Annotated in this window: 19 protein-coding genes; 7 read left to right on the forward strand and 12 right to left on the reverse strand. The window is 68.7% G+C overall.

Annotated features, from left to right (window positions below; translation table 11 throughout):
• Window positions 1–10: 10 nt before the first annotated feature.
• From ACOOGH_RS15220 to lipA, 3 genes are read right to left on the reverse strand one after another with little or no spacing between them, the layout of a single operon-like run.
• The gene (locus ACOOGH_RS15220; RefSeq protein WP_420449725.1) at window positions 11–994 is read right to left on the reverse strand and encodes a pyruvate dehydrogenase complex E1 component subunit beta; all 984 of its coding nucleotides are present in this window, start codon (window positions 992–994) and stop codon (window positions 11–13) included.
• Window positions 994–2,115: a pyruvate dehydrogenase (acetyl-transferring) E1 component subunit alpha gene (pdhA, locus tag ACOOGH_RS15225; protein ID WP_420449726.1), complete on the reverse strand. Its 1,122-nt coding sequence runs from the start codon at window positions 2,113–2,115 to the stop codon at window positions 994–996. The genes ACOOGH_RS15220 and pdhA overlap by 1 nt, the downstream gene beginning before the upstream one ends.
• Window positions 2,112–3,044, reverse strand: a complete 933-nt coding sequence (gene lipA / locus ACOOGH_RS15230) for a lipoyl synthase (RefSeq protein WP_420449727.1) — start codon at window positions 3,042–3,044, stop codon at window positions 2,112–2,114. Before lipA ends, pdhA begins: the two co-directional genes overlap by 4 nt.
• 193 nt (window positions 3,045–3,237) lie before the next feature.
• Here lipA and ACOOGH_RS15235 point away from each other — a divergent pair, with 193 nt between their 5' ends.
• Genes ACOOGH_RS15235 through ACOOGH_RS15250 form a run of 4 tightly spaced genes read left to right on the forward strand, consistent with a single transcriptional unit; the run spans window position 3,238 to window position 5,831 of the window.
• Complete coding sequence (locus tag ACOOGH_RS15235) at window positions 3,238–3,486, forward strand: ferredoxin family protein (protein ID WP_310757742.1); 249 nt, start codon at window positions 3,238–3,240, stop codon at window positions 3,484–3,486.
• Window positions 3,486–4,586: a hypothetical protein gene (locus ACOOGH_RS15240; RefSeq protein ID WP_420449728.1), complete on the forward strand. Its 1,101-nt coding sequence runs from the start codon at window positions 3,486–3,488 to the stop codon at window positions 4,584–4,586. The genes ACOOGH_RS15235 and ACOOGH_RS15240 overlap by 1 nt, the downstream gene beginning before the upstream one ends.
• A gap of 28 nt (window positions 4,587–4,614) precedes the next feature.
• Window positions 4,615–5,568, forward strand: a complete 954-nt coding sequence (locus ACOOGH_RS15245; RefSeq protein WP_420449729.1) for an Fpg/Nei family DNA glycosylase — start codon at window positions 4,615–4,617, stop codon at window positions 5,566–5,568.
• Window positions 5,565–5,831, forward strand: coding sequence for a hypothetical protein (locus ACOOGH_RS15250; protein ID WP_420449730.1), 267 nt, complete (start codon window positions 5,565–5,567; stop codon window positions 5,829–5,831). Before ACOOGH_RS15245 ends, ACOOGH_RS15250 begins: the two co-directional genes overlap by 4 nt.
• A 46-nt stretch (window positions 5,832–5,877) precedes the next feature.
• Here ACOOGH_RS15250 and ACOOGH_RS15255 read toward each other — a convergent pair whose 3' ends face one another.
• On the reverse strand, window positions 5,878–8,046 hold the full coding sequence (locus ACOOGH_RS15255; RefSeq protein WP_420449731.1) for an alpha-ketoacid dehydrogenase subunit alpha/beta: 2,169 nt from the start codon (window positions 8,044–8,046) through the stop codon (window positions 5,878–5,880).
• Window positions 8,047–8,188: 142 nt separating this feature from the next.
• Window positions 8,189–8,848: a hypothetical protein gene (locus ACOOGH_RS15260; RefSeq protein ID WP_420449732.1), complete on the reverse strand. Its 660-nt coding sequence runs from the start codon at window positions 8,846–8,848 to the stop codon at window positions 8,189–8,191.
• 180 nt (window positions 8,849–9,028) lie between these two features.
• On the opposite strand from ACOOGH_RS15260, the gene ACOOGH_RS15265 reads away from it, so the two are divergent.
• Genes ACOOGH_RS15265 through mobA form a run of 3 tightly spaced genes read left to right on the forward strand, consistent with a single transcriptional unit; the run spans window position 9,029 to window position 12,510 of the window.
• On the forward strand, window positions 9,029–11,314 hold the full coding sequence (locus tag ACOOGH_RS15265; RefSeq protein WP_420449733.1) for a DUF5916 domain-containing protein: 2,286 nt from the start codon (window positions 9,029–9,031) through the stop codon (window positions 11,312–11,314).
• Window positions 11,315–11,356: 42 nt separating this feature from the next.
• Window positions 11,357–11,800 carry an arsenate reductase ArsC gene (locus ACOOGH_RS15270; protein WP_420449734.1) on the forward strand — a complete coding sequence of 148 codons (444 nt, stop codon included), beginning with the start codon at window positions 11,357–11,359 and terminating at the stop codon, window positions 11,798–11,800.
• Entirely contained in the window at window positions 11,797–12,510 is a 714-nt protein-coding gene (gene mobA, locus ACOOGH_RS15275; protein ID WP_420449735.1) for a molybdenum cofactor guanylyltransferase, read from the forward strand. The genes ACOOGH_RS15270 and mobA overlap by 4 nt, the downstream gene beginning before the upstream one ends.
• Here the strand turns inward: mobA and ACOOGH_RS15280 are convergent.
• Genes ACOOGH_RS15280 through ACOOGH_RS15310 form a run of 7 tightly spaced genes read right to left on the reverse strand, consistent with a single transcriptional unit; the run spans window position 12,507 to window position 20,063 of the window.
• Entirely contained in the window at window positions 12,507–13,718 is a 1,212-nt protein-coding gene (locus tag ACOOGH_RS15280) for a kynureninase (RefSeq protein ID WP_420449736.1), read from the reverse strand. The two genes, mobA and ACOOGH_RS15280, sit on opposite strands and share 4 nt — an antisense overlap.
• A gap of 8 nt (window positions 13,719–13,726) precedes the next feature.
• Entirely contained in the window at window positions 13,727–14,530 is an 804-nt protein-coding gene (locus ACOOGH_RS15285) for a tryptophan 2,3-dioxygenase (RefSeq protein WP_420449737.1), read from the reverse strand.
• 41 nt (window positions 14,531–14,571) lie between these two features.
• Window positions 14,572–16,869 carry a bifunctional salicylyl-CoA 5-hydroxylase/oxidoreductase gene (locus ACOOGH_RS15290; protein WP_420449738.1) on the reverse strand — a complete coding sequence of 766 codons (2,298 nt, stop codon included), beginning with the start codon at window positions 16,867–16,869 and terminating at the stop codon, window positions 14,572–14,574.
• A gap of 5 nt (window positions 16,870–16,874) precedes the next feature.
• Entirely contained in the window at window positions 16,875–18,035 is a 1,161-nt protein-coding gene (locus ACOOGH_RS15295; protein ID WP_420449739.1) for an acyl-CoA dehydrogenase family protein, read from the reverse strand.
• Window positions 18,032–18,832 (reverse strand): enoyl-CoA hydratase family protein, encoded by an 801-nt coding sequence (locus ACOOGH_RS15300; protein ID WP_420449740.1) that lies wholly within the window; start codon window positions 18,830–18,832, stop codon window positions 18,032–18,034. The genes ACOOGH_RS15295 and ACOOGH_RS15300 overlap by 4 nt, the downstream gene beginning before the upstream one ends.
• Before the next feature lie 31 nt (window positions 18,833–18,863).
• Window positions 18,864–19,280, reverse strand: a complete 417-nt coding sequence (locus ACOOGH_RS15305) for a RidA family protein (RefSeq protein ID WP_420449741.1) — start codon at window positions 19,278–19,280, stop codon at window positions 18,864–18,866.
• Between the two features lie 3 nt (window positions 19,281–19,283).
• Window positions 19,284–20,063: an SDR family NAD(P)-dependent oxidoreductase gene (locus tag ACOOGH_RS15310; RefSeq protein WP_420449742.1), complete on the reverse strand. Its 780-nt coding sequence runs from the start codon at window positions 20,061–20,063 to the stop codon at window positions 19,284–19,286.
• Window positions 20,064–20,078: the final 15 nt, after the last annotated feature.

Consider the following 20,078-nt stretch of genomic DNA (forward strand, 5'->3'; position numbering starts at 1 on the left):
CGCCTCGCCGCTAGTCCGCGTAGCACACGTGGCGCACGGCTGCCGCCACATGGTCCGCGTTCGGGGTCACGAGCTTCTCCAGGTTCTTCGCGTAGGGCATGGGCACGTCCAGCCCGTTCACGCGGGCTATCGGCGCGTCCAGCGAGTCGAAGGCCTCGCGCTGAATGTCGTCCACGACCTGGGCCCCGACGTTGCACATCGGCCACCCCTCTTCCGCGACCACGGCCCGGTTCGTCTTCCTCACCGACGCCACGACCGCGTCCACGTCCAGGGGACGCACCGTGCGCAGGTCCAGCACCTCGACGTCGATATCCTCCTTCTCCAGAGCGCGGGCCGCCGCGAGCGCCTGGTGCACCATCTTCGAGTGGCACACGACGGTCACGTCCGACCCCTCGCGCTTCACTTCGGCCTTGCCGATGGGGGTCAGATACTCCTCTTCCGGCACCTCATCCCGGACGAGGTTGTACATGATCTCGCTCTCGATGAAGACGACGGGATCGTTGTCGCGGATCGCGCTCTTGAGGAGTCCCTTGGCGTCCTTCGCCGTGGCGGGCGCGATCACCTTCAGCCCCGGCACGTAGCTGTACCACGGTTCGGGCGACTGCGAGTGCTGCGCGGCCAACTGGAGCGCCGCGCCGCCGGGTCCTCGGAAGACGATGGGGACGTGGTACTGTCCGCCCGACATCTGAAACAGCTTCGCCGCCCCGTTCACGACTTCGTCCATCGCGAGAAAGGCGAAGTTCCACGTCATGAACTCGACGATGGGCCGCAGACCCGCCATCGCCGCGCCCACGCCGAGCCCCGCGAACCCCAGCTCGGCGATCGGGGCGTCGCGCACGCGCCACTCCCCGAACTGATCGAGCAGTCCTTTCGTGACCTTGTAGGCCCCGTCGTACTCCCCCACCTCTTCGCCGATGATGAAGATCGAGTCGTCACGCTCCATCTCTTCGCGGAGGGCGTCGTTCAACGCTTCGCGGTACGTGAGGACGGCCATCAGCGCAGCTCCTTCCGCCACGCGTCGCGCCGCCGCATGTCGTCCGGGTATCCGTCCGAGTACACGTAGCGATACAGCGCTTCCGGGTCGGGGAAGGGGCTCCGGTCCGCGAACGCCGCGGACTCCTCGGCGATTTCCTTCGCCTCGCGGTCGATCTCCTTGTACTCCTCTTCCGTCAGCCGCCCCGCGTCCATGAGCTGCCGGGTGAAGGCGAGGATGGGGTCATCCGAGCGCCATTTCTCGACTTCCTCACGCGTCCGGTACGTCCCGTGCATCGGATCCGCCATCGAGTGGCCCATGTAGCGGAAACAGCGCGCCTCGATGAAGCTCGGCGTCTTCTCCTCGCGCGCCCGCCCGATCGCCTCATCCATCGCGCGGCGCACGGCCAGCACATCCATACCGTCCACATCCAGCGAGGTGAGGCCGTCGTATCCCCGGCCGCGGTCCTTGAGTTCCTTCACGGCCGCCACGCGCCGGTAGTCGGTCCCCATCCCGTACCGGTTGTTCTCGAGGACGAAGATGACGGGCAGCTTCCAGCGCGCCGCCATGTTCATCGATTCGTGAAACGCGCCGATGTTGACCACCGAATCTCCGAAGAAACAGACGCAGACCTGGTCCCCACCCCGGTAGCGGATCGCGTAGCCGGCCCCGATCGCGATCGGGAGGTGGCTCCCGACGATCCCGTGTCCGCCCATGAAGTTGAGCGACTTGTCGAACATGTGCATCGAGCCGCCGAAGCCCTTCGAGCAACCGTCCACCCGTCCGTAGAGTTCGGCCATGACGGCGTTCGGCGAGATCCCGCGCGCGATCGCCTGGGAGTGGTCGCGGTACGCGGTGATGACGTAGTCGTCGTCGCGCAGCGGCGAGATTGCGCCCACGGAGACGGCTTCCTGTCCGATATAGAGGTGGCAGAAGCCGCCGATCTTGCCGACCTGATAGACTTCCGCCGCCTTCTCCTCGAAGCGGCGCTCGACGATCATCTCGCGCAGGAGCGCGATGCAGTCCTCAGTCGAGAGCCCGAGGAATACGTCGGGGTCGCCGCTCGATCCCGCCTCGGGGGCTCCCTCCGCCGGGGCGTCGGAGACCGTGGCCGCGGACCGGCCGGAGTTCGAACCGCTCATACCGCCGCCAACGCCGCGACCCGCCGCCGCAGTTCGACGACCTGCTCGCGGGCGTGATAGCTGGACCGAACCAGCGGTCCGCTCTCGACATGGAGGAACCCTCTGGATTCCCCGATCTCCTTCCAGCGCATGAACTCCTCCGGAGAGACGTAGCGGTCGATCGGAAGGTGGTCCGGCGATGGCCTCAGGTACTGCCCCAGCGTCAGAATCTGTACGCCGGCTTCCAGCGCGTCCCCCATGAACTCGTCGACATCCGCGGCGGTCTCCCCCAACCCGAGCATGATCCCCGTCTTGATGAGGACCTGGTCGTCCAGCTGCCGCCCCGTCGTCAGGACGTTCAGCGAACGGTCGTAGCGCCCGCCCGGCCGGGCAACCCGGTGCAGCCGGCTCACGGTTTCCATGTTGTGGTTGAAGATCTCCGGCCGCGCCTCGATCACCGTGCGGATCGCCTCGGGGTTCCCGCGGAAGTCCGGCGTGAGCACCTCGATCGAACACTCGGGGCGGCGGAGGCGGATCTCGCGGATCATCTCGGCGAAGATCCAGGCGCCGCCGTCGGGCAGGTCGTCCCGGTCGACCGACGTGATGACGCAGTGGTTCAGTTGCAGCCGTTCGATCGCCTCCGCGACCCGCCGCGGCTCGTCCTCGTCGAGCGCCTCGGGGCGCCCGTGCGCGATCGCGCAGTAGGGACAGTTGCGCGTGCACACGTCCCCCATGATGAGGAACGTCGCCGTCCCCGCCTCCCAGCACTCCCCGATATTCGGGCAGCGCGCCTCTTCGCAGACGGAGCTGAGTTCCAGCCCCCGCATCAGTTCCTTGAGGCGCAGATAGTTGGGGCCTCCGGGCGCCCGCACCTTGAGCCATCGCGGCTTCCGCGAAGGCCAGGCATCGGCCGTCCTGCTCCCTCCCTGTATGACTTCAAGTGGCTTCAAGGCTGCCGCCTTCTCGCGCTGTGGTCTGCCTTTTTTCCCCGGTCCCGCGCACCCGCCGGATCCGTCGGAATGCCGTCCGCCGGAAGCCCTCCAAGATACCGGCTCGCGCGCCACGGACCAACCCGCTGCCGCCGCCCCCGTGGGCGACATTGCGGAATTGCTCAGCCCTCAGGCCTCGGGTATCTTCCCGCGCATGACTTACATCATCACCGAACCATGCATGAGCGAGAAGGATGCGTCCTGCGTCGATGTGTGTCCCGTCGACTGCATATACGAGGGCGAGGACCAGTACTACATCCATCCCGAGGAGTGCATCGACTGCGGCGCCTGCGTGCCCGAGTGCCCCGTGGAGGCCATCTATCCGGACGACGAGGTGCCGGAGCAGTACGATGCCTTCACCGCGAAGAACTACACCTACTTCGACGTTCCCCCGCCCGACTAATGAGGGCGGCGGTCCTCGTCCTGTTGCTGTCGCCGCACCCGTTGTCATCGCAGGCGCTGTTGCCGGACACGCACGCCTCGCAGGACCATGCACACGGAACTTCGGCGCATGCAGTTGTCTCGGCCCCGCCGCGCCTGCCCGCCGCGAGTCCGCTCATCGACGTGCGGGTGCATGCGGCCGACCGCGAGTTCGAGATCGTCCTGGGTCCCATCTCCCTGCCGGCCGGCGATCCGCACTTCCGGCCCCAGGTGCAGCTGGCGGAAGTGCCGGTCACAGGCTGGCTGCACGGCTTCTCGTGGCAGATGAGGGACCGGGCAGGCACCCCGCTCCCCGAGCGCCTCCTCCATCACGTCAACGTCATCGACCCCGACAACCGCGAACTCTTCTCCGCCGTCCCGCGCCGTGTGCTCGCCGCGGGCCGCGAGACGAAGAGCGAGTTTCTGCCGGGCGTGCTGGGCTATCCGCTGGCGCCGGGCACCCGCGTCCTCGTGAGCGCGATGTTCGCCCCGCTCCCCGACGCGTCACACGACGAAGCCTTCCTGCACATCCGGCTGCCGTACACCCCGGCCGGGGATCCGGGCCTCGTCCGACCGGCGGACGTCTATCCCTTCTATCTCGACGTGATGGGCCCCGTCGGCGAGAAGGAGTTCCCGCTCCCGCCCGGGACCCACGGAATGAGTTGGGAGGGGAGTCCCGCGGTGGATGGGCGGATCCTCGGCATCGGAGGGCACTTGCACGACTACGGGGACTGGATTCGGCTCGAGGACGTGACGGCGGGCAAGGTGATCTGGGAAACGGGGCCCGAGGTGGACGGCGAAGGCCGCACCGTCGGAGTGCCCACGAGCCGGCTGTGGTGGCGCGGAGGGGTGCGGGTCCGGAGGGACCATGTCTACCGCATCTCGGTCCAATACTCGAACCCGCTGGGACACCCGGCGCCGGACGGTGGGATGGGCGCGATCGGCGGCATCATCATCGCGGCGGATGAGGACTGGCCGGAGTTCAGCCGCGAACACCCGGACTACATCCAGGACCTTCGCAACACCCTCGAGAAACCGAACGAAGCCGCCCACGCGCACGGCCACGCATCCGGCTCCGGCTAGCCTTCGGACTCGTCGCCGCCCGCCCCCGATGCCCGAGCTGCCCGATATCACTGTCTATCTCGAAGCGCTGGAGGCGCGCGTCCTCGGCCGTACGCTGGAGCGCGTGCGCCTCGGAAGTCCGTTCCTGCTTCGGAGCGTCGACCCACCTCTTGCCGATGCACACGGACGCGAGGTCGTGGCTCTGCGTCGGCTTGGGAAGCGTATCGCGATCGGGCTGACCTGCCGCGACGAGCAGGAATACGAAGGGGAGCTGTGGCTCGTCCTCCATCTCATGATCGCGGGCCGTCTCCGGTGGCGTGACGCCGGCGTGAAGATCCCGCGACGGCTCGGTCTCGCCGCCTTCGACTTCGCGCACGGCAGCGTGCTCCTCACGGAGGCCGGCACGAAGAAACGGGCATCGCTCCACGTCGTGCGGGGGGGCGAGGGACTCGCGCGCCACGATCCGGGGGGGATCGATCCGCTGACGGCGGACCCGGCCGCCTTCCGCGAGACGCTCACGGCCCGCAACCACACGCTCAAGCGCGCGCTCACGGACCCGCGCCTCTTCTCGGGCATCGGCAACGCGTATTCCGACGAGATCCTGCACGCGGCGAAGCTGTCGCCGATCAAGTGGACGAGCCGGCTCGATGACGAGGAGATCGGCCGGCTCCACGAGGCCACGCGCGGCACGCTGGAGCGGTGGACGTGCCGGCTGCGCGATCAACTTGCGGGGAAGTTCCCGGAGAAGGTGACCGCGTTCCACGACGAGATGGCGGTACACGGACAATACGGGCGTCCGTGCCCGGACTGTGCCGCCCCGGTGCAGCGGATCCGATATGCGGACAACGAAACGAACTACTGCGCCGCCTGCCAGACCGGCGGGAAAGTGCTGGCGGACCGGGCCCTCTCCCGGCTGTTGGGAAAGGACTGGCCCCGAAGTCTGGAGGCGCTTGAGGAGTTACGGTCGGGTGGATCGCGGTCGGCTGCCGGGGGCGGCCCGTGATCCGCTACCACTACCACACCTCGCGGAAGGACATCCCCCGCCTCGGGAGCTCGAAGGGGGACCCGCTGTGCCACGTCTACAGCGATCTCTCCCGGGAGGAACTCGAAGACTGGGGCCGGCGGCGCGGGCTCGAGCCCGCGTGGATCCACGACTCGACGCTGCCCCACTTCGACGCTTTCGGCCCCCGGCTGGAGTGGTGCGGCCCCGGCGTGACGCGCTCTGAACTCAGGGAACACATCCGCGCCTGGCGCGCCCGGCGGTAAAGCGTAGAGCGTCGGGTAGCCGAAGCCCGACGCCGGCTCCCGCCGATTACCAGATGGCGAGTTCCACGATCGCTTCGGCGATGTCGTCGACCTGGGGCAGGGAGGCTTTCTCCAGCGTGGGCGCGTAGCCGATGAAGGTGTCCGTCGAGCTGATCCGGCGGATCGGCGCGTCGAGCCACTCGAACAACTCGTCGGCCAGGCGAGCCGAGATCTCCGCCCCGTAGCCCCACGACTTCGCGTCCTCGTACGCCACGAGCACGCGGTTCGTCTTCATCACGGAGCGGCGGATCGTGTCCATGTCGATCGGGTTCAGCGACCGCAGGTCGATCAGGTCCGCGCGCACCGGCTCCCCGGCGCGGTCGAGCTTCGCCAGCGCCTTGCGCGTGCGCTCGACCATGGCGCCGTACGTGACGATCGTGAGATCGTCGCCCTCCGTGACGAGCGCGGCCTTGCCGAACGGGATCATGTACTCGGGACCCGGATAGATCCCCTTGTTGTACGTCTGCCGGTACAGGTGCTTGTGCTCGAGGAAGAGCACCGGGTCGTCGCAACGGATCGCCGTCCGCAGGAGCCCGTTCGCATCGACCGCGTTCGAGGGGCAGATCACGTGCATGCCGGGCGTGTGCGTGAAGAGCGAGGCGCCCGTCTGCGAGTGATACATGGCGCCGCCCGAGATGTACCCCCCGTACGTGGTTCGGATGACGAGCGGACACTTCCAGCTTCCCGAGGAGCGCCAGCGGAAGGTCGCGACCTCGTTCCGGAACTGGTGGTAGGCCGGCCAGATGTAGTCGAAGAACTGGACCTCGGCGACCGGCTTCAAGCCGCGTACGGCGAGACCCACGGCGCGCCCGACGATGTTCGCCTCCGCGAGCGGGGCGTTGTACACCCGCAGCGACCCGAACTCGCGTTGCAGGCCGTACGTGACCTTGAACACGCCGCCCTTGCCCTTGACCTCGTCGAGGATCTCCTCGCGGCTCGCGTCGGCCACATCCTGTCCGAATACCACGATCCGCGGCTCACGCCGCATCTCGTCGCGCATGCAGGCGTTGAGCAGGTCGACCATCGTCTTCGGATTCCCCTCCGGATCGGGCCGGGCCTCGGTCTCGAAGGCGCTCGACGTGGGATCGACCTCGTCCGAGTACACGTGCGTGTAGACGGTGTCGGGGCTCGGCTGCGGGCGGGCCATGGCCCGGTCGGCCGCGTCGGCCACTTCGGCCTTGATCTCCGCCTTGAGCGATTCGAGTTCGTCGGCGTCGATCACCTGTTCCCGCATGAGGTAGTCGGCGAAGGTGACCAGCGGGTCGCGCACGGATTCGAGTTCCCGTTCGCTCTCGGACTTGTAGAGACGCTCGTCGTCCGACATCGAGTGGCTATAGGGCCGGGTGACATGTGCGTGGACGAGCGCCGGACCCTGACCGGACCTCACATAGCGCGCCGCGCGCCGCATGACGACGTAACTCTCGAGCGGGTCCGTGCCGTCGACCTCTTCGACGTAGAGGCTCGGGAAGTTCTTCACGAGACTGGAAATGCTTCCCCCGGCGGTGTTGACCTCCACCGGCACGGAGATCGCGTACCCGTTGTCCTCCACGAGGAAGAGGATGGGAAGCTGCAGGTTGGAGGCACTGTTCATCGCCTCCCAGAACTCTCCTTCCGAGGTCGTGCCGTCTCCCGTGCACACGAGCACGATCTCGTCCGATTCCACATGCGGGGTGACCGCGTCGAGTCGGTCCAGGCCCATGGTCCGGGCGCGAACGATGCCCTCCGCGCACCCCACCGCCTGGTTGAACTGCGTGCCGGTCGGGCTGGACGGCGTGACGAGGTGCAGAGCCGGAGAACCGAAGTGCGCCGGCATCTGCCGTCCGCCCGTCGACGGATCCTCCTCCGCCCCGACATCGCCAAGAAACATCTCGTACGGAGACATGCCGAGTTCGAGGCAGAGCGCGCGGTCCCGGTAGTAGGTGAAGAACCAGTCGTACCCGGGCCTGAGCGCGCGTCCCGCGGCGACGAGCAGGGCTTCGTGCCCGGCGCCGGAGATCTGGAAGAAGATGCGGTTCTGACGCTTCATCGCGATTTCGCGGTCGTCGATCATCCGCGACGTGTACATCACGCGATACATCGCGAGGAGGTCTTCGGTCTGGAGATCCCGCCATTCGGGGCGGGTCAGGGCGCTGAGCGCCCGCTGCAGGTCGTCGGTCTGGTCGATAGGGGTTGCCATGTATGTCCAGGTTGTCAGGAAGAGTTGACGTCAGGTCTCCGGGCTAAAGGAGACTCGCCACGACTCCGCCTTCGCCCTCCGCAACCGCCCCGCCCCAACTGCGACGAAGACCCGGCGAGGAATCTAATCGACGTGACGGCGTCTAGAAACCGACCGTCCGAAAGCGGCGCAGCCGCGGGAGGATCGAGGTGGCGTGGTCGGCGATCGGATCACCGTCCCCGCTTTCCGGCATCAGTTGGCTGAGCGCGTGGAGCATAGCCACGGCGTAGTCGGAGAACGCCCGGTAGGGCGGCGCGTGGTGAAATCCCCACGCGCCCAGAGGAAGCAGAAGCAGCCAGCGCAGGTCCCCCGCCAGCTGGATCAGGTCCCCTTCGTCGAGCGCCAGCTTCGGTTCGCCCATCGCCAGCCGCGTCAGCGCGGCCATGAACAGGGCCGAAGCCTCCGGAGAGAGCAGCTCGAGGTCGGGATAACGCGCCAGAACCCGGGCAGCGAACGAGGCGCCCTCGCCGGCCGGCGACCCCGCCTTCGTCTCGAGACCCTCGGGCGCGGCGAGTCGCTGGGCGACGGTCGTCGGCTCTCCCTCGCCGAGAATCAGCCACTCGAGCCGGAGGGGAGGGAAGGCGCGCTTGAGCGCCGCCAGGAACTCGGCTCGGGGGCCCGCCCTGCGTGACCCGCCGGCCTCCCGCTCGTAGTTCGAAAGCGTGCCGAGGCTCACCCGCGCGTGCTCCGGCAACTCCGCGTTGACGCGGCTGCGGAAATCGCGCAGTGACAGGCCCTGAAGTTCCTTGCGGAAGAATCGCATACGTGCTTAAACGCTGTCCATATCACTGAACATAGCAATTCACGGCTCACCGTTGCAACCGAGCGCAGCCGCTGCGTGTTTGACTCAGCGGGCTCACCGGAGGTGTTCGCCGATCCAGGTGCGGCCGTTTACATTTTCAGGTTTGGCATGCGCAGGTCCATCCTCCGAGGTGTTCGTCATATGAGCTTCCGAAGAAACCGTAGTCTCCCCGGCCGTCGCCCAGGCCTCGGGATCGCCTGTTTCATCGTCCTGTCCCTGCCGGCGCCGGGATTGCTCGCGCAGGACGGCCCCGGCCAGAACGAGCCGGAAGAGGCGCCGCCACCGCCGCTGGAGGGCCTTGCGGTCCGTACCGCGCAGGCTCCCGTCATCGATGGAGTCCTGGACGATGCGGCGTGGGACGTGGCGTCGGTGATGACGGATTTCATCCAGCGCGAGCCCTTCGACGGGCAGCCGGCCTCGGAGCGCACCGAAGTCCGCATGGTGTTCGACGACGAGGCCATCTACATCGGCGTCTGGGCTTTCGACGAGGACCCGGCGGGAATCATCCCCGGGGACCGGATCCGCGACATGGAGGTTGCCGAGGCCGACCACATCCTGCTCGCGTTCGACACCTACCACGACTACCAGAACGCGTTCGTGTTCGGGACGACGCCGTCGGGCATCGAGTACGACGGACAGGTCGCCAACGAAGGCCGTGGCGGCGGCTTCTTTCTGGGGGGCGGTTTCAACACGCAGCGGCGCATGCAGTCCGGCGCGGGCGGTGGCTTCAACAAGAACTGGGATGGATCGTGGAACGTCGCGACGAGTCGGGACGATGGAGGGTGGTACGCCGAGTTCCGGATTCCCTTCAACACGCTGCGCTACGGGACCGACCAGACTTGGGGCTTCAACGTCTCCCGTCAGATCCGGCGCCGGAACGAGGAATCCTTCTGGTCCGCGGTCCCGCGCGAGTTCACCCTCTACCGGCTCAACTACGCAGGCCACCTGACGGGGCTCGAACTCCCCTTCCGACGCCTCGGCTCGTTCACCCCCTACATGCTGGGCTCGACGGCGCGCGACTACGCGGGCGGGCAGACGGCCTTCGACCAGAACTACGAGTTCGGCGGCGAGGCCAAGCTCCAGCTCACGCGGGGAGTCACGCTCGACGCGACCTACAATACCGACTTCGCGCAGGTGGAGGTGGACGACCAGCAGGTAAACCTGACGCGCTTCAGCCTGCTCTTCCCCGAGAAGCGCCCCTTCTTCCTCGAGAACGCGGGCTTCTTCGCGGTCGGGGGTGGCGGGGCGGATCTCTTCTTCAGCCGCCGCATCGGCATCGCCAACGGCCGGCAGGTCCCGATCACCGGCGGCGCCCGCGTCTCCGGGCGAGCGGCCGGGTTCAACGTCGGGATGCTGCACATCGGGACCGACGGGGTCGAGGGCGTCCAGGATGGGAACGCGTACTCGGTCGCCCGCGTGGCGCGGGAACTGCCCAACCGGTCGCGGATCGGCGCCGCGTTCATCAACCGGGATGGGAGCGCTTTCAACGACTACAACCGGACCTACGCCGTGGATGGACAGCTCGGGTTGGGTGAGGCGTGGACGCTGACCGCCTGGGGGGCGAGGACGGTGACCCCCGGCCTGACGCAGGCGGACCAGGCCTTCGACACAACCTTCGGTCTCACAACCCGCAAGTGGCGGGGGAACGTCCAGTACCAGCACTTCGGCGAGAACTTCAACCCCGAAGTGGGCTTCCTGCGGCGGACCGGCCACCAGTACTACCAGCTCTTCCTGATGCACAACATCCATCCGGCCGAGACCTTCCGCGAGATCCGTCCGCACGTCTCGTACTACACCTTCCGGAGCGACAAGACCGGCGTCGAGCAGGGGTTCGAGGAGTCGGCGCGGCTCCACATCGACACGCACTGGGAGTTCAACGACGGGATGGAGGCCCACACCGGCGTCAACTGGGTGCGGGAGGGGCTGTACGAGCCGTTCACGATCTTCGGGACGGACGTCACGGTACCCACCGGGACGTACGACGGCTGGGAGAGTCAGCTCCGCTTCTGGACGGACGAGTCGGCGAAGGTCTCCTTCAACAGCGGCGCGAACATCGGCTCCTTCCTGTCGGGGTCGCGCCGCAGCCTGAACGGGACGTTGACCATGCGGTCGGGTTCCTCGTTCAGCACGTCGCTCCGGCTCGACTACAACAACGTCACGCTGGAGCACGGGGACTTCGTCACGACGCTGGCCGGCGTGAACTTCGGGTACTTCTTCTCGCCGAGCGTCTACCTGCAGTCGCTCGTCCAGTACTCGACGCAGCTCGACACCTTCTCGGCCAACGTGCGGTTCGGGTGGCTCAACACGGCGGGGACCGGACTGTTCATCGTCTACAACGACATCCAGGGGATCCAGGATCTGCACGGGCCGCAGGGCCGCTCGCTGATCGTCAAGTTCAGCCGGCAGTTCAACGTCCTCGGGGGCTGAGCGCCGCAGCCGCGAGCGGGAATCGGCGCAACCGGCACGAGCATGACTCAGCCGCGGCTCCTCTTCGTCTGCGTGGAGAACTCCTGCCGGAGCCAGATGGCGGAAGCGTTCGCCCGCATGCTGGCGGGTGACGGCGTGGAAGCGGCGAGCGGGGGTTCGCAGCCCTCGGGGGTCGTGAACCCGCGGGCGATCGAGTCCATGGCGGAGTTGGGCTACGATCTCGGCGCCCACCGGTCGGAAGGGCTGGACGCGATACCGCCCGGGGGCTTCGATGCGGTCGTCACCATGGGGTGCGGCGACGCGTGCCCGCACGTGCCCGCCCGGCGGCGGGAGGACTGGCAGGTGCGGGACCCGAAGGACCTTCCGGCGGAGGAGTTCCGGGCGGTCCGGGATGACATTCGCCGGCGGGTGGCCGCGTTGCTGGGGGATCTCGGCGTGGCGCCCGGGCCGGAGGCCACGGGCCCCGGAGAGCCTGCCGGGACATGAGCGGGCCGGACAGGTCGCTCGTGATCGTGGCTGGCGGCCGTTCACGCCGCCTCGGCCGCAACAAGCCGCTGGTCGAGATCGGCGGTCGCACCGTGCTGTCGCGGATCCTGGAAGCCACGGCGCATATCGCGGATGTCGTGCTCGCAGTGCGCGAGGTGCCGCCCTTCCAGGGCACCCTCGCCGCGGAAGGCTGGGAACCCGGCGCGGATCGTGCGGGCCGCCCGCCCGGATCCGTCGCCCTCCGGAACCCGAAGGGCCGCGCCCTCATCGTCGTGCCCGACCCGGTGCCCGACCTCGGTCCCCTCGCCGGCCTCACCTCAGGACTGGACGCGGCGGGCGGCGCGATCTGCGTCGTGCTGGCGGGTGACCTGCCCTTCGTCACACCGGATCTCGTCGACCGCCTGAGCCGCGAACTCGCAAGCGACGCGGAGTTGGACGCCGTCGTGCCGCGCGCCCGCGGCCGGGCACAACCGCTGTGCGCCGCCTATCGGCGCGAGGTCGGCCGGCTGGCCGCGCGGCTTGTGGCGCGTGCCGCCGAGTCCAGGGACTCGTCCCCCTCGATGATGAGTTTTCTCGAGCGGTTGAAGGTGCGACACGTCACGGCCGAACAGCTGACCGGCATCGGCGACCTGGAGACGATGGTGCGCGGCGTGGACAGCCGGGCCGACCTGGACTGGGCGGTGGGCCGCGCCGCCCGGCCCGACAGCTAGAGACTGGCCGCCACTTCTCCGAGGGCGGCGATCGCGTCGTCCAGTCGCCGGTCGCCGAGGTAGGGGGCCGGACCCAGTCGCAGCAGGTCGTCGCGGTAGTCCGTGGCCACCCCACGCGCGGCGAGGACGTTGTGGAAGTCCCCTGCCCGCGGCGTCCGCAGAGCGAGGAAGCCGCCGACGGCCTCGGGCGGCGTCTCCCGGTCGCGGTCGATCAGGGCTGGGTCCGCGTCGAGGGCGTCGAAAGCCTCGGCCAGGCGGCCCACCTGATGTCGGCTCACCTCGCGCAGCAACTCCGGCGTCAGTCCCCGCTCGCGGAAGAAGTCGAACACCTCGGCCGCCCGGTAGTGGCTCGTCGGATCGTAGGTGCTGCCGGCAAACCGTTCCCCTCCCGGGCCGTAGCGCACCCGCCCGGCGTCTTCCCCTTCGTGCAGCGCCGAGAACTCCGCGAACCAGCCCGTGATCGCGGGACGCAGCCGACAGTCCGGCGGCACGCGCAGGAAGCAGTTGCCCTCCCCGAGCTGGCAGTACTTGTAGCCGCCCCCCGTCACGAACGCGCCTTCCAGGCCCAGGCTCGAGAGGTCGAAGGGGATCGCGTTCAGCGCGTGATAGGCGTCCACGAGCAGCTCGGCCCCGACCCGCCGGCAGCGCACCTGGACGCGGTCGAGTCCCCCGACGATGCGAGCGTCGCGGTAGAGGACGGCGGAGACCAGCACGGCCGCCGTCCCATCGTCCGTCGCGACACCGAGCCGCTCGGAGAGCGAGTCGATCGGGTCCACGGGCACGCGAACGACAGTCAGCCCTTCCTCTTCCAGCCGGTCGAGCTGCCGCCGGATGGAGTGAAACTCGCCCGCGGTCGTCACGAGGCGGGGCCGCTCGCCAAGGGGCAGGGCGGAGAGGAAGCGGACCACGAGTTCGTGCGTGTTCGCGCCGAGGGCGTAGTCTCCGTCGTCGGGGCGACCAGACCCTCCGAGGAGCCGCGCGTACCCCTCCCGCACGCGCTCGCCACGAGCGAAGGCCTCCTCCCACTTCCCGTCCACCAGACGGGCTGCGTCCTCCCAGGCCTGGAGCTGCCCGGCGAATCCGCAGTCGGGCCACGCCTGGTGTGAATGTCCCGTGAGGAGCAGCCGCTCCGCGACCCGGAAACGGGAGTAGTACGGAGCGAGCGCGTTTGGCTCCCGGTACAGGTCCTCCGGCGCGATACTCGGCACAGGGCTCGTCACAGGTCCGTGCGGATGGCCCAAAGATCGGGGAACACGGGGCGGTTGAGCGACTTCCTGAGATAGTCGGCGCCCCCCGTCTGGCCGGTGCCGGGGCGCGTCCCGATCGTGCGCTCGACCATCTTCACATGCCGGTAGCGCCACTCCTGGAGCCCCTCGTCGAGATCCACGAATCGCTCGCACAACTGGACGAGTTGCGGGTCCTCCCGGTACAGCCGGACCAGGGCGGCCTGCACCCCCTCGGACGGCTCAGTCGGCGCCGTGACATCCCGCTCGAGGTCCTCCCGCGGGATCGCGTACCCGCGTGCGTCGAGGAAGCGGACGAAGGCGGTCCACAGCGATGGTTCCGCGTAGCGGGCTTCGAGTCGGCGCCGGGCGTCGCTCCCGTCCGGGTACCGATCGAACACGCTCGTCCGCTTGTGGCCGAGAATGAACTCGAGTTCGCGGAACTGGTACGACTGCAGCCCGCTCGCCTCCTCCAGCCGTTCCCGGAAGGCGAGGAACTCCAGAGGACGCATCGTCTCCAGGATGTCCAGCTGGGCCACCTGGACTTTGAGGATCGAGAGGATGCGCTCCATCGTGTGCAGGAGCCGCGGCATGTCGTCGGCCCCCATCCGGTCGCGCGCGAATTCCAGTTCGTGCAGGAGTTGCTTGAACCACAACTCGTACACCTGGTGGATGATGATGAACAGCATCTCATCGTGTTCGCGGTCTCCCTCCCGGCCCGACTGCTCCTGCTGGAGCGACAGCAGCGTGTCGAGGTGCAGGTAGCCGGAATACGTCACGAATTTGTCGTGCGCCATGTGTCTCCCTTCAGCGGCTCGTATTCAGGCCGACCGCGGTCTCAGTAGCCCCACTCGAACCTCGGCGTGTAGCCGTCCAGCGACGAATACTGCGGCGGCCAGGGCAGCGGCGCCCCGGAGGCGTAGGCCGCGTGCCGGGTCCAGTATGGATCCCACAGGTGCGCGCGGGCGAGACAGCAGAGGTCCGCCCTTCCGGCCGCGAGGATCGTGTTCACGTCCATGAAGGAGGAGATGTTGCCGACCGCCATCGTCGCGATCCCGACTTCGTGCCGGATGCGGTCCGAGAAGGGTGTCTGGTACTGGCGGCCGTACACCGGCTTCTGCCAGGGGACCGTCTGTCCCGCCGAGACATCGATGATGTCCACGCCCGCCTCCTTCAGGCGGCGCGCGATCTCGACGGCTCCGTCGGCCGTCATTCCGCCTTCCGCCCAGTCCACCGCGGAGATCCGGACCGAAATCGGACTCTCCGGCGGCCATGCGGATCGCACCGCCCTCAGGACTTCGAGCGGGAAACGCAGCCGTCCGTCGATACCTCCCCCGTACTCGTCCTGGCGCAGGTTCGTGAGAGGGGAGATGAAGCTGGCCAGCAGGTAGCCGTGCGCGAAGTGGATCTCCAGCAGGTCGAATCCCGCTTCCTTCGACATCTCCGCGGCGCGGCGGAACTCGGCCGTCACCTGATCCATGTCCTCCCGGGTCATCTCGCGGGGGACCGGGCTGTGCTCGAACCAGGGCACGGGAGATGCGGCCATGATCGGCCACCCGCCCTCTTCCAGCGGCTCGTTGTCTCCCTCCCACGACAGGTGCGTGGAGGCCTTTCGCCCCGCGTGACCGAGTTGCATCCCGATCGCGGCATCGGAGTGGAGGTGCACGAAATCGACGATCCGTTTCCACGCGCCCACATGCTCGGGGGCGTACATCCCGGTGCAGCCGAGAGAGATGCGGCCTTCGCGGCTCACGTCCGTCATCTCCGACATCACGAGTCCGGCCCCGCCGATGGCGCGGCTGCCCAGGTTCACCAGGTGCCAGTCGTCCGGCGTCCCGTCCTCCGCGGAGTACTGGCACATGGCCGAGACGACGACCCGGTTCTTCAGTTCGAGCTCCCGGAGCCGTAACGGTGCGAGGAGCGGGGGCGGCGCCGGGCCGGGCCCGACGCTCCCGGCGGAAGATCTTCCGGCCCCCGCCGCGCTGTTATCCGCCGCCCGCTCCGCGAACCAGCGGTCGACGCGCGCGGTGAACTCCGGGTCGCGCAGGGCGAGGTTGGAGTGGGTGATGCGGAGACTGCGCGTGATGAGGTTGAAGGCGAACTGCAGGGGTTCCGTCTCGATGAAACGCTCGGTGCCCTCGAACCACTCGAGACTCGCCTGGGCCGCCCTCTGCACGCTCTCGACCTCGGGCCGGCGGGCCGCTTCGTAGGCCTCCAGAGCGGGCCGAGCGTCGAGGTCATGGGCGAGGAGCGACTCGTGGAGCGAGATCGCGTCGATCATGGCGAGTCGGGTGCCCGACCCGATGGAGAAGTGCGCCGAATGCGCGGCGTCGCCGATGAGAACGATGTTGCCGTGGCGCCAGGAACGGTTCCGAACCGTCGGGAAGCCCCGCCAGATGGAGCGGTTCGCGATGAGTCGATGCGAGTCCAGTTCCTCACGGAAGGTCTCCTCGAGGAAACGGACGGTCTCTTCTTCCGACGCCGAGTCCATGCCGGCGGCGCGCCAGGTGGCCTCCGTCGCCTCGACGATGAAGGTGGAGATCGCTTCTGCGTCCTCCGATTCGGGCCGGTACTGGTAGGCGTGGACGCGCCACAAGCCGTGTTCGGTTTCCGTGAAATGGAAGGTGAAGGCGGGGAAGGGCTTCGTTGTGCCCAGCCACACGAAGCGATTCGGCCGGAGGTCGATGCGGGGGCCGAACGCGTCGGCGTAGCGGTCGCGCATGCTGCTGTTCACGCCGTCCGCGGCGAGTACGAGGTCGGCGCCCGCCCAGGCTTCGTCCGACTCGACCTCCACGCCGTACCTCAACTCCACGCCGAGGTCGCGTGCCCGCGACTCGAGGATGTCGAGGAGTGCGGTGCGGGCGAGGCCGCTGAACCCGTGCCCGGTCGACGAGAGACGGTGGCCCCGATAGTGGATGTCGATGTCGTCCCAGTGGTGGAACGAGCGCGTGATGGCCTCGTAGCTCTCGCGATCCGCCGCCGCCAGTTCCTCCAGTGTGGCGTCGGAGAACACGACGCCGAAGCCGTACGTGTCGCCGGGGCGGTTGCGCTCCAGGACGAGGATGTCGTGCGCGGGGTTCGATCCCTTCATCAGAATCGCGAAGTACAGGCCCGCGGGCCCGCCTCCGACGCACACGATCTTCAGGGCTCGCCCTCGGCGCGCGCGGCGTCGAGCAGGTACCGCGCGATGATGAGACGCTGGATCTCGGTGGCGCCCTCGTAGATCCGCAGAGCTCTCACGGAGCGGTACAGCCGGTCCACCGGATTGTCCGCCAGGACGCCGCGCCCGCCGAGGATCTGCACGGCGTCGTCCACGACGCCCTGCGCGATTTCGGTCGCGAACGACTTGGCCATCGCGGCTTCGAGATCGGTACGGTCCGCGCCGCCGTCGCGCTCCCAGGCCGCCCGGTACACGAGGAGCCGGGCGGCGGTCAGGTCGGTGGCCATCCGCCCCACCTTCTCCTGCGTGATCTGGAAGTCGGCCAGCGCGCGCCCGAACTGCCGGCGCGTGAGCGCATGGTGCAGCGCCTCGTGCAGGGCGCGCCCCGCCATCCCGCACGCCGCGGCGCCGACCGTGGGGCGGAGGCGGTCGAGCGTGGCGAGCCCCAGCTTGTAGCCTTCGCCCTCGCCTCCGACCCGCGCCGATGCGGGGAGGCGACAGTCCTCGAGGGCGATCTCGCCCAGCGGATGCGGGTCGGCCATGAGCAGCGGCCGCACGAAGCGGAACCCCTTCGTATCGGCCGGGAGGAGGAAGGCGGAGATGCCCGCGACGCCCTCCTCCGGGTCGGTGACGGCGAAGAGGAGGTAGAAGTCCGCGATCCCGGCATTCGAGATGAAGGTCTTCACGCCGTTGAGGACGTACTGGTCCCCGTCGCGGACCGCCGTCGTGCGCATGGCGGCCACGTCGGAGCCGGCCTCCGGCTCGCTCATCGCGAAAGCGGCCACGGCTCGCCCCCGGACGGCGCGGTCGAGCCACAGGCGCCGCTGCCGTTCGTCGCCCGCGAGCGCGATCGGGGTCGAGCCCAGCGCCTGCAGGGCGAACATGGCGTCCGCGAGCGGCGAATAGAAGGCCAGCGTCTCGCGCGTCACGGAGCAGGCCCTGAAGTCCTGCCGGGCGACCGCCTTCAGCCAGCCGCCCCGCCCGAGAGAAGTGCAGATCTCGCGCGCGTAGCGCCGCGCGAGATCATCATCGTCCCGATGCGCGTGTTCAGCGAACTCGGCCGCCGCGTAGCGTCCGAGTTCCTCCCCGAGTTCGAGATGCCGCGGTTCGAGAAAGGCACGGACGGGATGGAGGTCGATCACGAGAACACCGCCGCCCGCTTCTCGACGAAGGCCTCGTAGCCCTCGCGGAAGTTCGGGTCCTCCATGCAGGCCGCCTGGACGCGGGCCTCCTCCGCGAGCGCGTCGCGCAGCGTCATGTGCGCCTCCCTCTCCAGTGCACGTTTCGTGACGGACAGCGCGGCCGAAGGGCCAGCCGCCAGCCTCGCCGCCAGTTCGGTCCCCGCCGCGAGCGCCTCGCCGTCGGGCACCACCCGGTTGTACAGCCCGAGACGGAGCGCCTCGCGCGCGTCGAGAAAATCGCCCGTCATCAGGAGCTCCGTCGCCCGCCCGAGGCCGATGATGCGCGGCAGTAGCCAGGCGATCCCCATGTCCGCGCCGGAAAGCCCGACCCGCGTGAACAGGTAGGCGATCTTCGCCGATTCGGCCGCGATCCGCACGTCGCAGGCGGTCGCGATCACGGCCCCCGCGCCCGCGACGGTGCCGTTCAGAGCGCCGACGACGGGTCTGCCGCACTCCCGCATGGCGGCGATCAGGTCACAGGTCATCCGCGTGAATTCGAGCAGTTCGGCCGAGCCCATGGCCAGCAGCGGCCCGATGATGTCGCGCACATCTCCGCCCGTGCAGAAGGCGCCGCCGGCGCCGGTAATCACGACGGCGCGGACTCCCGGCTCGCGGTCGAGCGCGCGGAACGTGTTCCGCAGTTCGTCGTAGATCTCGAAGGTCAGCGCGTTGCGCCGTTCGGGACGGTTGAGCGTGACCGTCGCGACGGCGGTCGCGGCATCGACCTCGTACAGGAATGACGTCGGGTTCAGAGGCACTGCGCACTTCCTTCCACGGGGTGGCAGGGGGTCACGGGAGGACGGCGGTCGCCTCGATCTCGACGAGTGCGCCGGAATCGACGAGGCCGCTGACCTCGACCAGCGCCATGGCGGGATAGTGCCGGCCCATTCGAGCCCGCCACGCGGCGCCAAGCTCCCGTCGGGCATCCCGGTAGGCCGCGAGATCCGTCACGTAAATCGTCATCCGTCCGATGTGCGAGGGTTCGCCGTCCGCCGCCCGGACGACCGCCAGCACCCGGTCGAGGGCCAGCGCGAACTGCGCGGCGAAGTCCGGGGTTTCGATATGTCCTTCCGGTCCGGTCGCGGTCTGCCCGGCGACGAACAACACGCGCCCACCGGCAGGAGCGAGCAGACCATGGTTCCAGCCCCGCGGCTCGCCCAGCGCGGTGGGGTTCAACACCTCGAAGGCGCCCGTGCGGTCGTCCATGCGCTAGACGGCCGAGGTGGCGCCGCCGTCGAGCACGACGGTCTGGCCGTTGATGCTGCGCGCCTCCTCCTGGCACAGGAAGGCGATGGTCGCCGCGACCTCCTCGGGGGCGATGAGCCGCCCCTGCGGTGTGGTGGCGAGAATCGCGTCGAGAGCGTCCGTCTCCGCCAGGTCCGTCCGCTTTACGATGTTCTCGATCGTCGCGTCCGTCATCGGCGTGTCGACGTAGCCGGGACAGACCGCGTTCACCGTCAAGCCCGCTCCGGCCACCTCGGCAGCGGCCGAGCGCGTGAGCCCGAGGAGCGCGTGCTTCGACGCGGCGTAGCCCCCCATGTAGCGTCCTCCCCGGAGCGCGGCGATCGAGGCAACGTTCACGATCCGGCCCCAGCCGCGTTCCACCATGCCGGCCAGCACGCCCTGCATCGCGAGAAGCGCGCCGGTCGCGTTGATGCGCCACAGCCGTTCCCATTCCTCCAGCGCGAGCTTCATGACCGGGGCGGAGCTGGCCACGCCGGCATTGTTGACGAGGATGTCCACGGATCCGAGCTGTTCGGCGGCCTCGTTGCACAGGGCCTCCACGCTCGCCGGATCCGACACATCGCACGTCACGGCCCCCGCCCGGCCCCCGCGGTCGCGCAGCTCCGATGCGATGGCCTCGATCTCGGACGTACTCCGCGCCGCGAGCACGAGACGGACACCTCTGTCCGCCAGCATCCGGGCCGTTGCGGCCCCGATGCCGCGCCCGCCGCCCGTGACGAGAGCGCCACGTCCGGCAAGGCTCATGTCCGGGCTCCGGAG

The sequence above is a fragment of the Candidatus Palauibacter sp. genome, from assembly GCF_965213655.1.
Lineage (GTDB): Bacteria > Gemmatimonadota > Gemmatimonadetes > Palauibacterales > Palauibacteraceae > Palauibacter.

Excerpts from the sequence above, each read along its gene's own strand:
- ACOOGH_RS15220 (WP_420449725.1), bottom strand. The coding sequence starts at position 994 with ATGGCCGTCCTCACGTACCGCGAAGCGTTGAACGACGCCCTCCGCGAA.
- ACOOGH_RS15240 (WP_420449728.1), top strand. The coding sequence starts at position 3,486 with ATGAGGGCGGCGGTCCTCGTCCTGTTGCTGTCGCCGCACCCGTTGTCA.
- ACOOGH_RS15285 (WP_420449737.1), bottom strand. The coding sequence starts at position 14,530 with ATGGCGCACGACAAATTCGTGACGTATTCCGGCTACCTGCACCTCGAC.
- ACOOGH_RS15265 (WP_420449733.1), top strand. The coding sequence starts at position 9,029 with ATGAGCTTCCGAAGAAACCGTAGTCTCCCCGGCCGTCGCCCAGGCCTC.
- ACOOGH_RS15260 (WP_420449732.1), bottom strand. The coding sequence starts at position 8,848 with ATGCGATTCTTCCGCAAGGAACTTCAGGGCCTGTCACTGCGCGATTTC.
- pdhA (WP_420449726.1), bottom strand. The coding sequence starts at position 2,115 with ATGAGCGGTTCGAACTCCGGCCGGTCCGCGGCCACGGTCTCCGACGCC.
- ACOOGH_RS15305 (WP_420449741.1), bottom strand. The coding sequence starts at position 19,280 with ATGGACGACCGCACGGGCGCCTTCGAGGTGTTGAACCCCACCGCGCTG.
- ACOOGH_RS15310 (WP_420449742.1), bottom strand. The coding sequence starts at position 20,063 with ATGAGCCTTGCCGGACGTGGCGCTCTCGTCACGGGCGGCGGGCGCGGC.
- ACOOGH_RS15255 (WP_420449731.1), bottom strand. The coding sequence starts at position 8,046 with ATGGCAACCCCTATCGACCAGACCGACGACCTGCAGCGGGCGCTCAGC.
- ACOOGH_RS15235 (WP_310757742.1), top strand. The coding sequence starts at position 3,238 with ATGACTTACATCATCACCGAACCATGCATGAGCGAGAAGGATGCGTCC.
- ACOOGH_RS15270 (WP_420449734.1), top strand. The coding sequence starts at position 11,357 with ATGACTCAGCCGCGGCTCCTCTTCGTCTGCGTGGAGAACTCCTGCCGG.
- ACOOGH_RS15245 (WP_420449729.1), top strand. The coding sequence starts at position 4,615 with ATGCCCGAGCTGCCCGATATCACTGTCTATCTCGAAGCGCTGGAGGCG.
- mobA (WP_420449735.1), top strand. The coding sequence starts at position 11,797 with ATGAGCGGGCCGGACAGGTCGCTCGTGATCGTGGCTGGCGGCCGTTCA.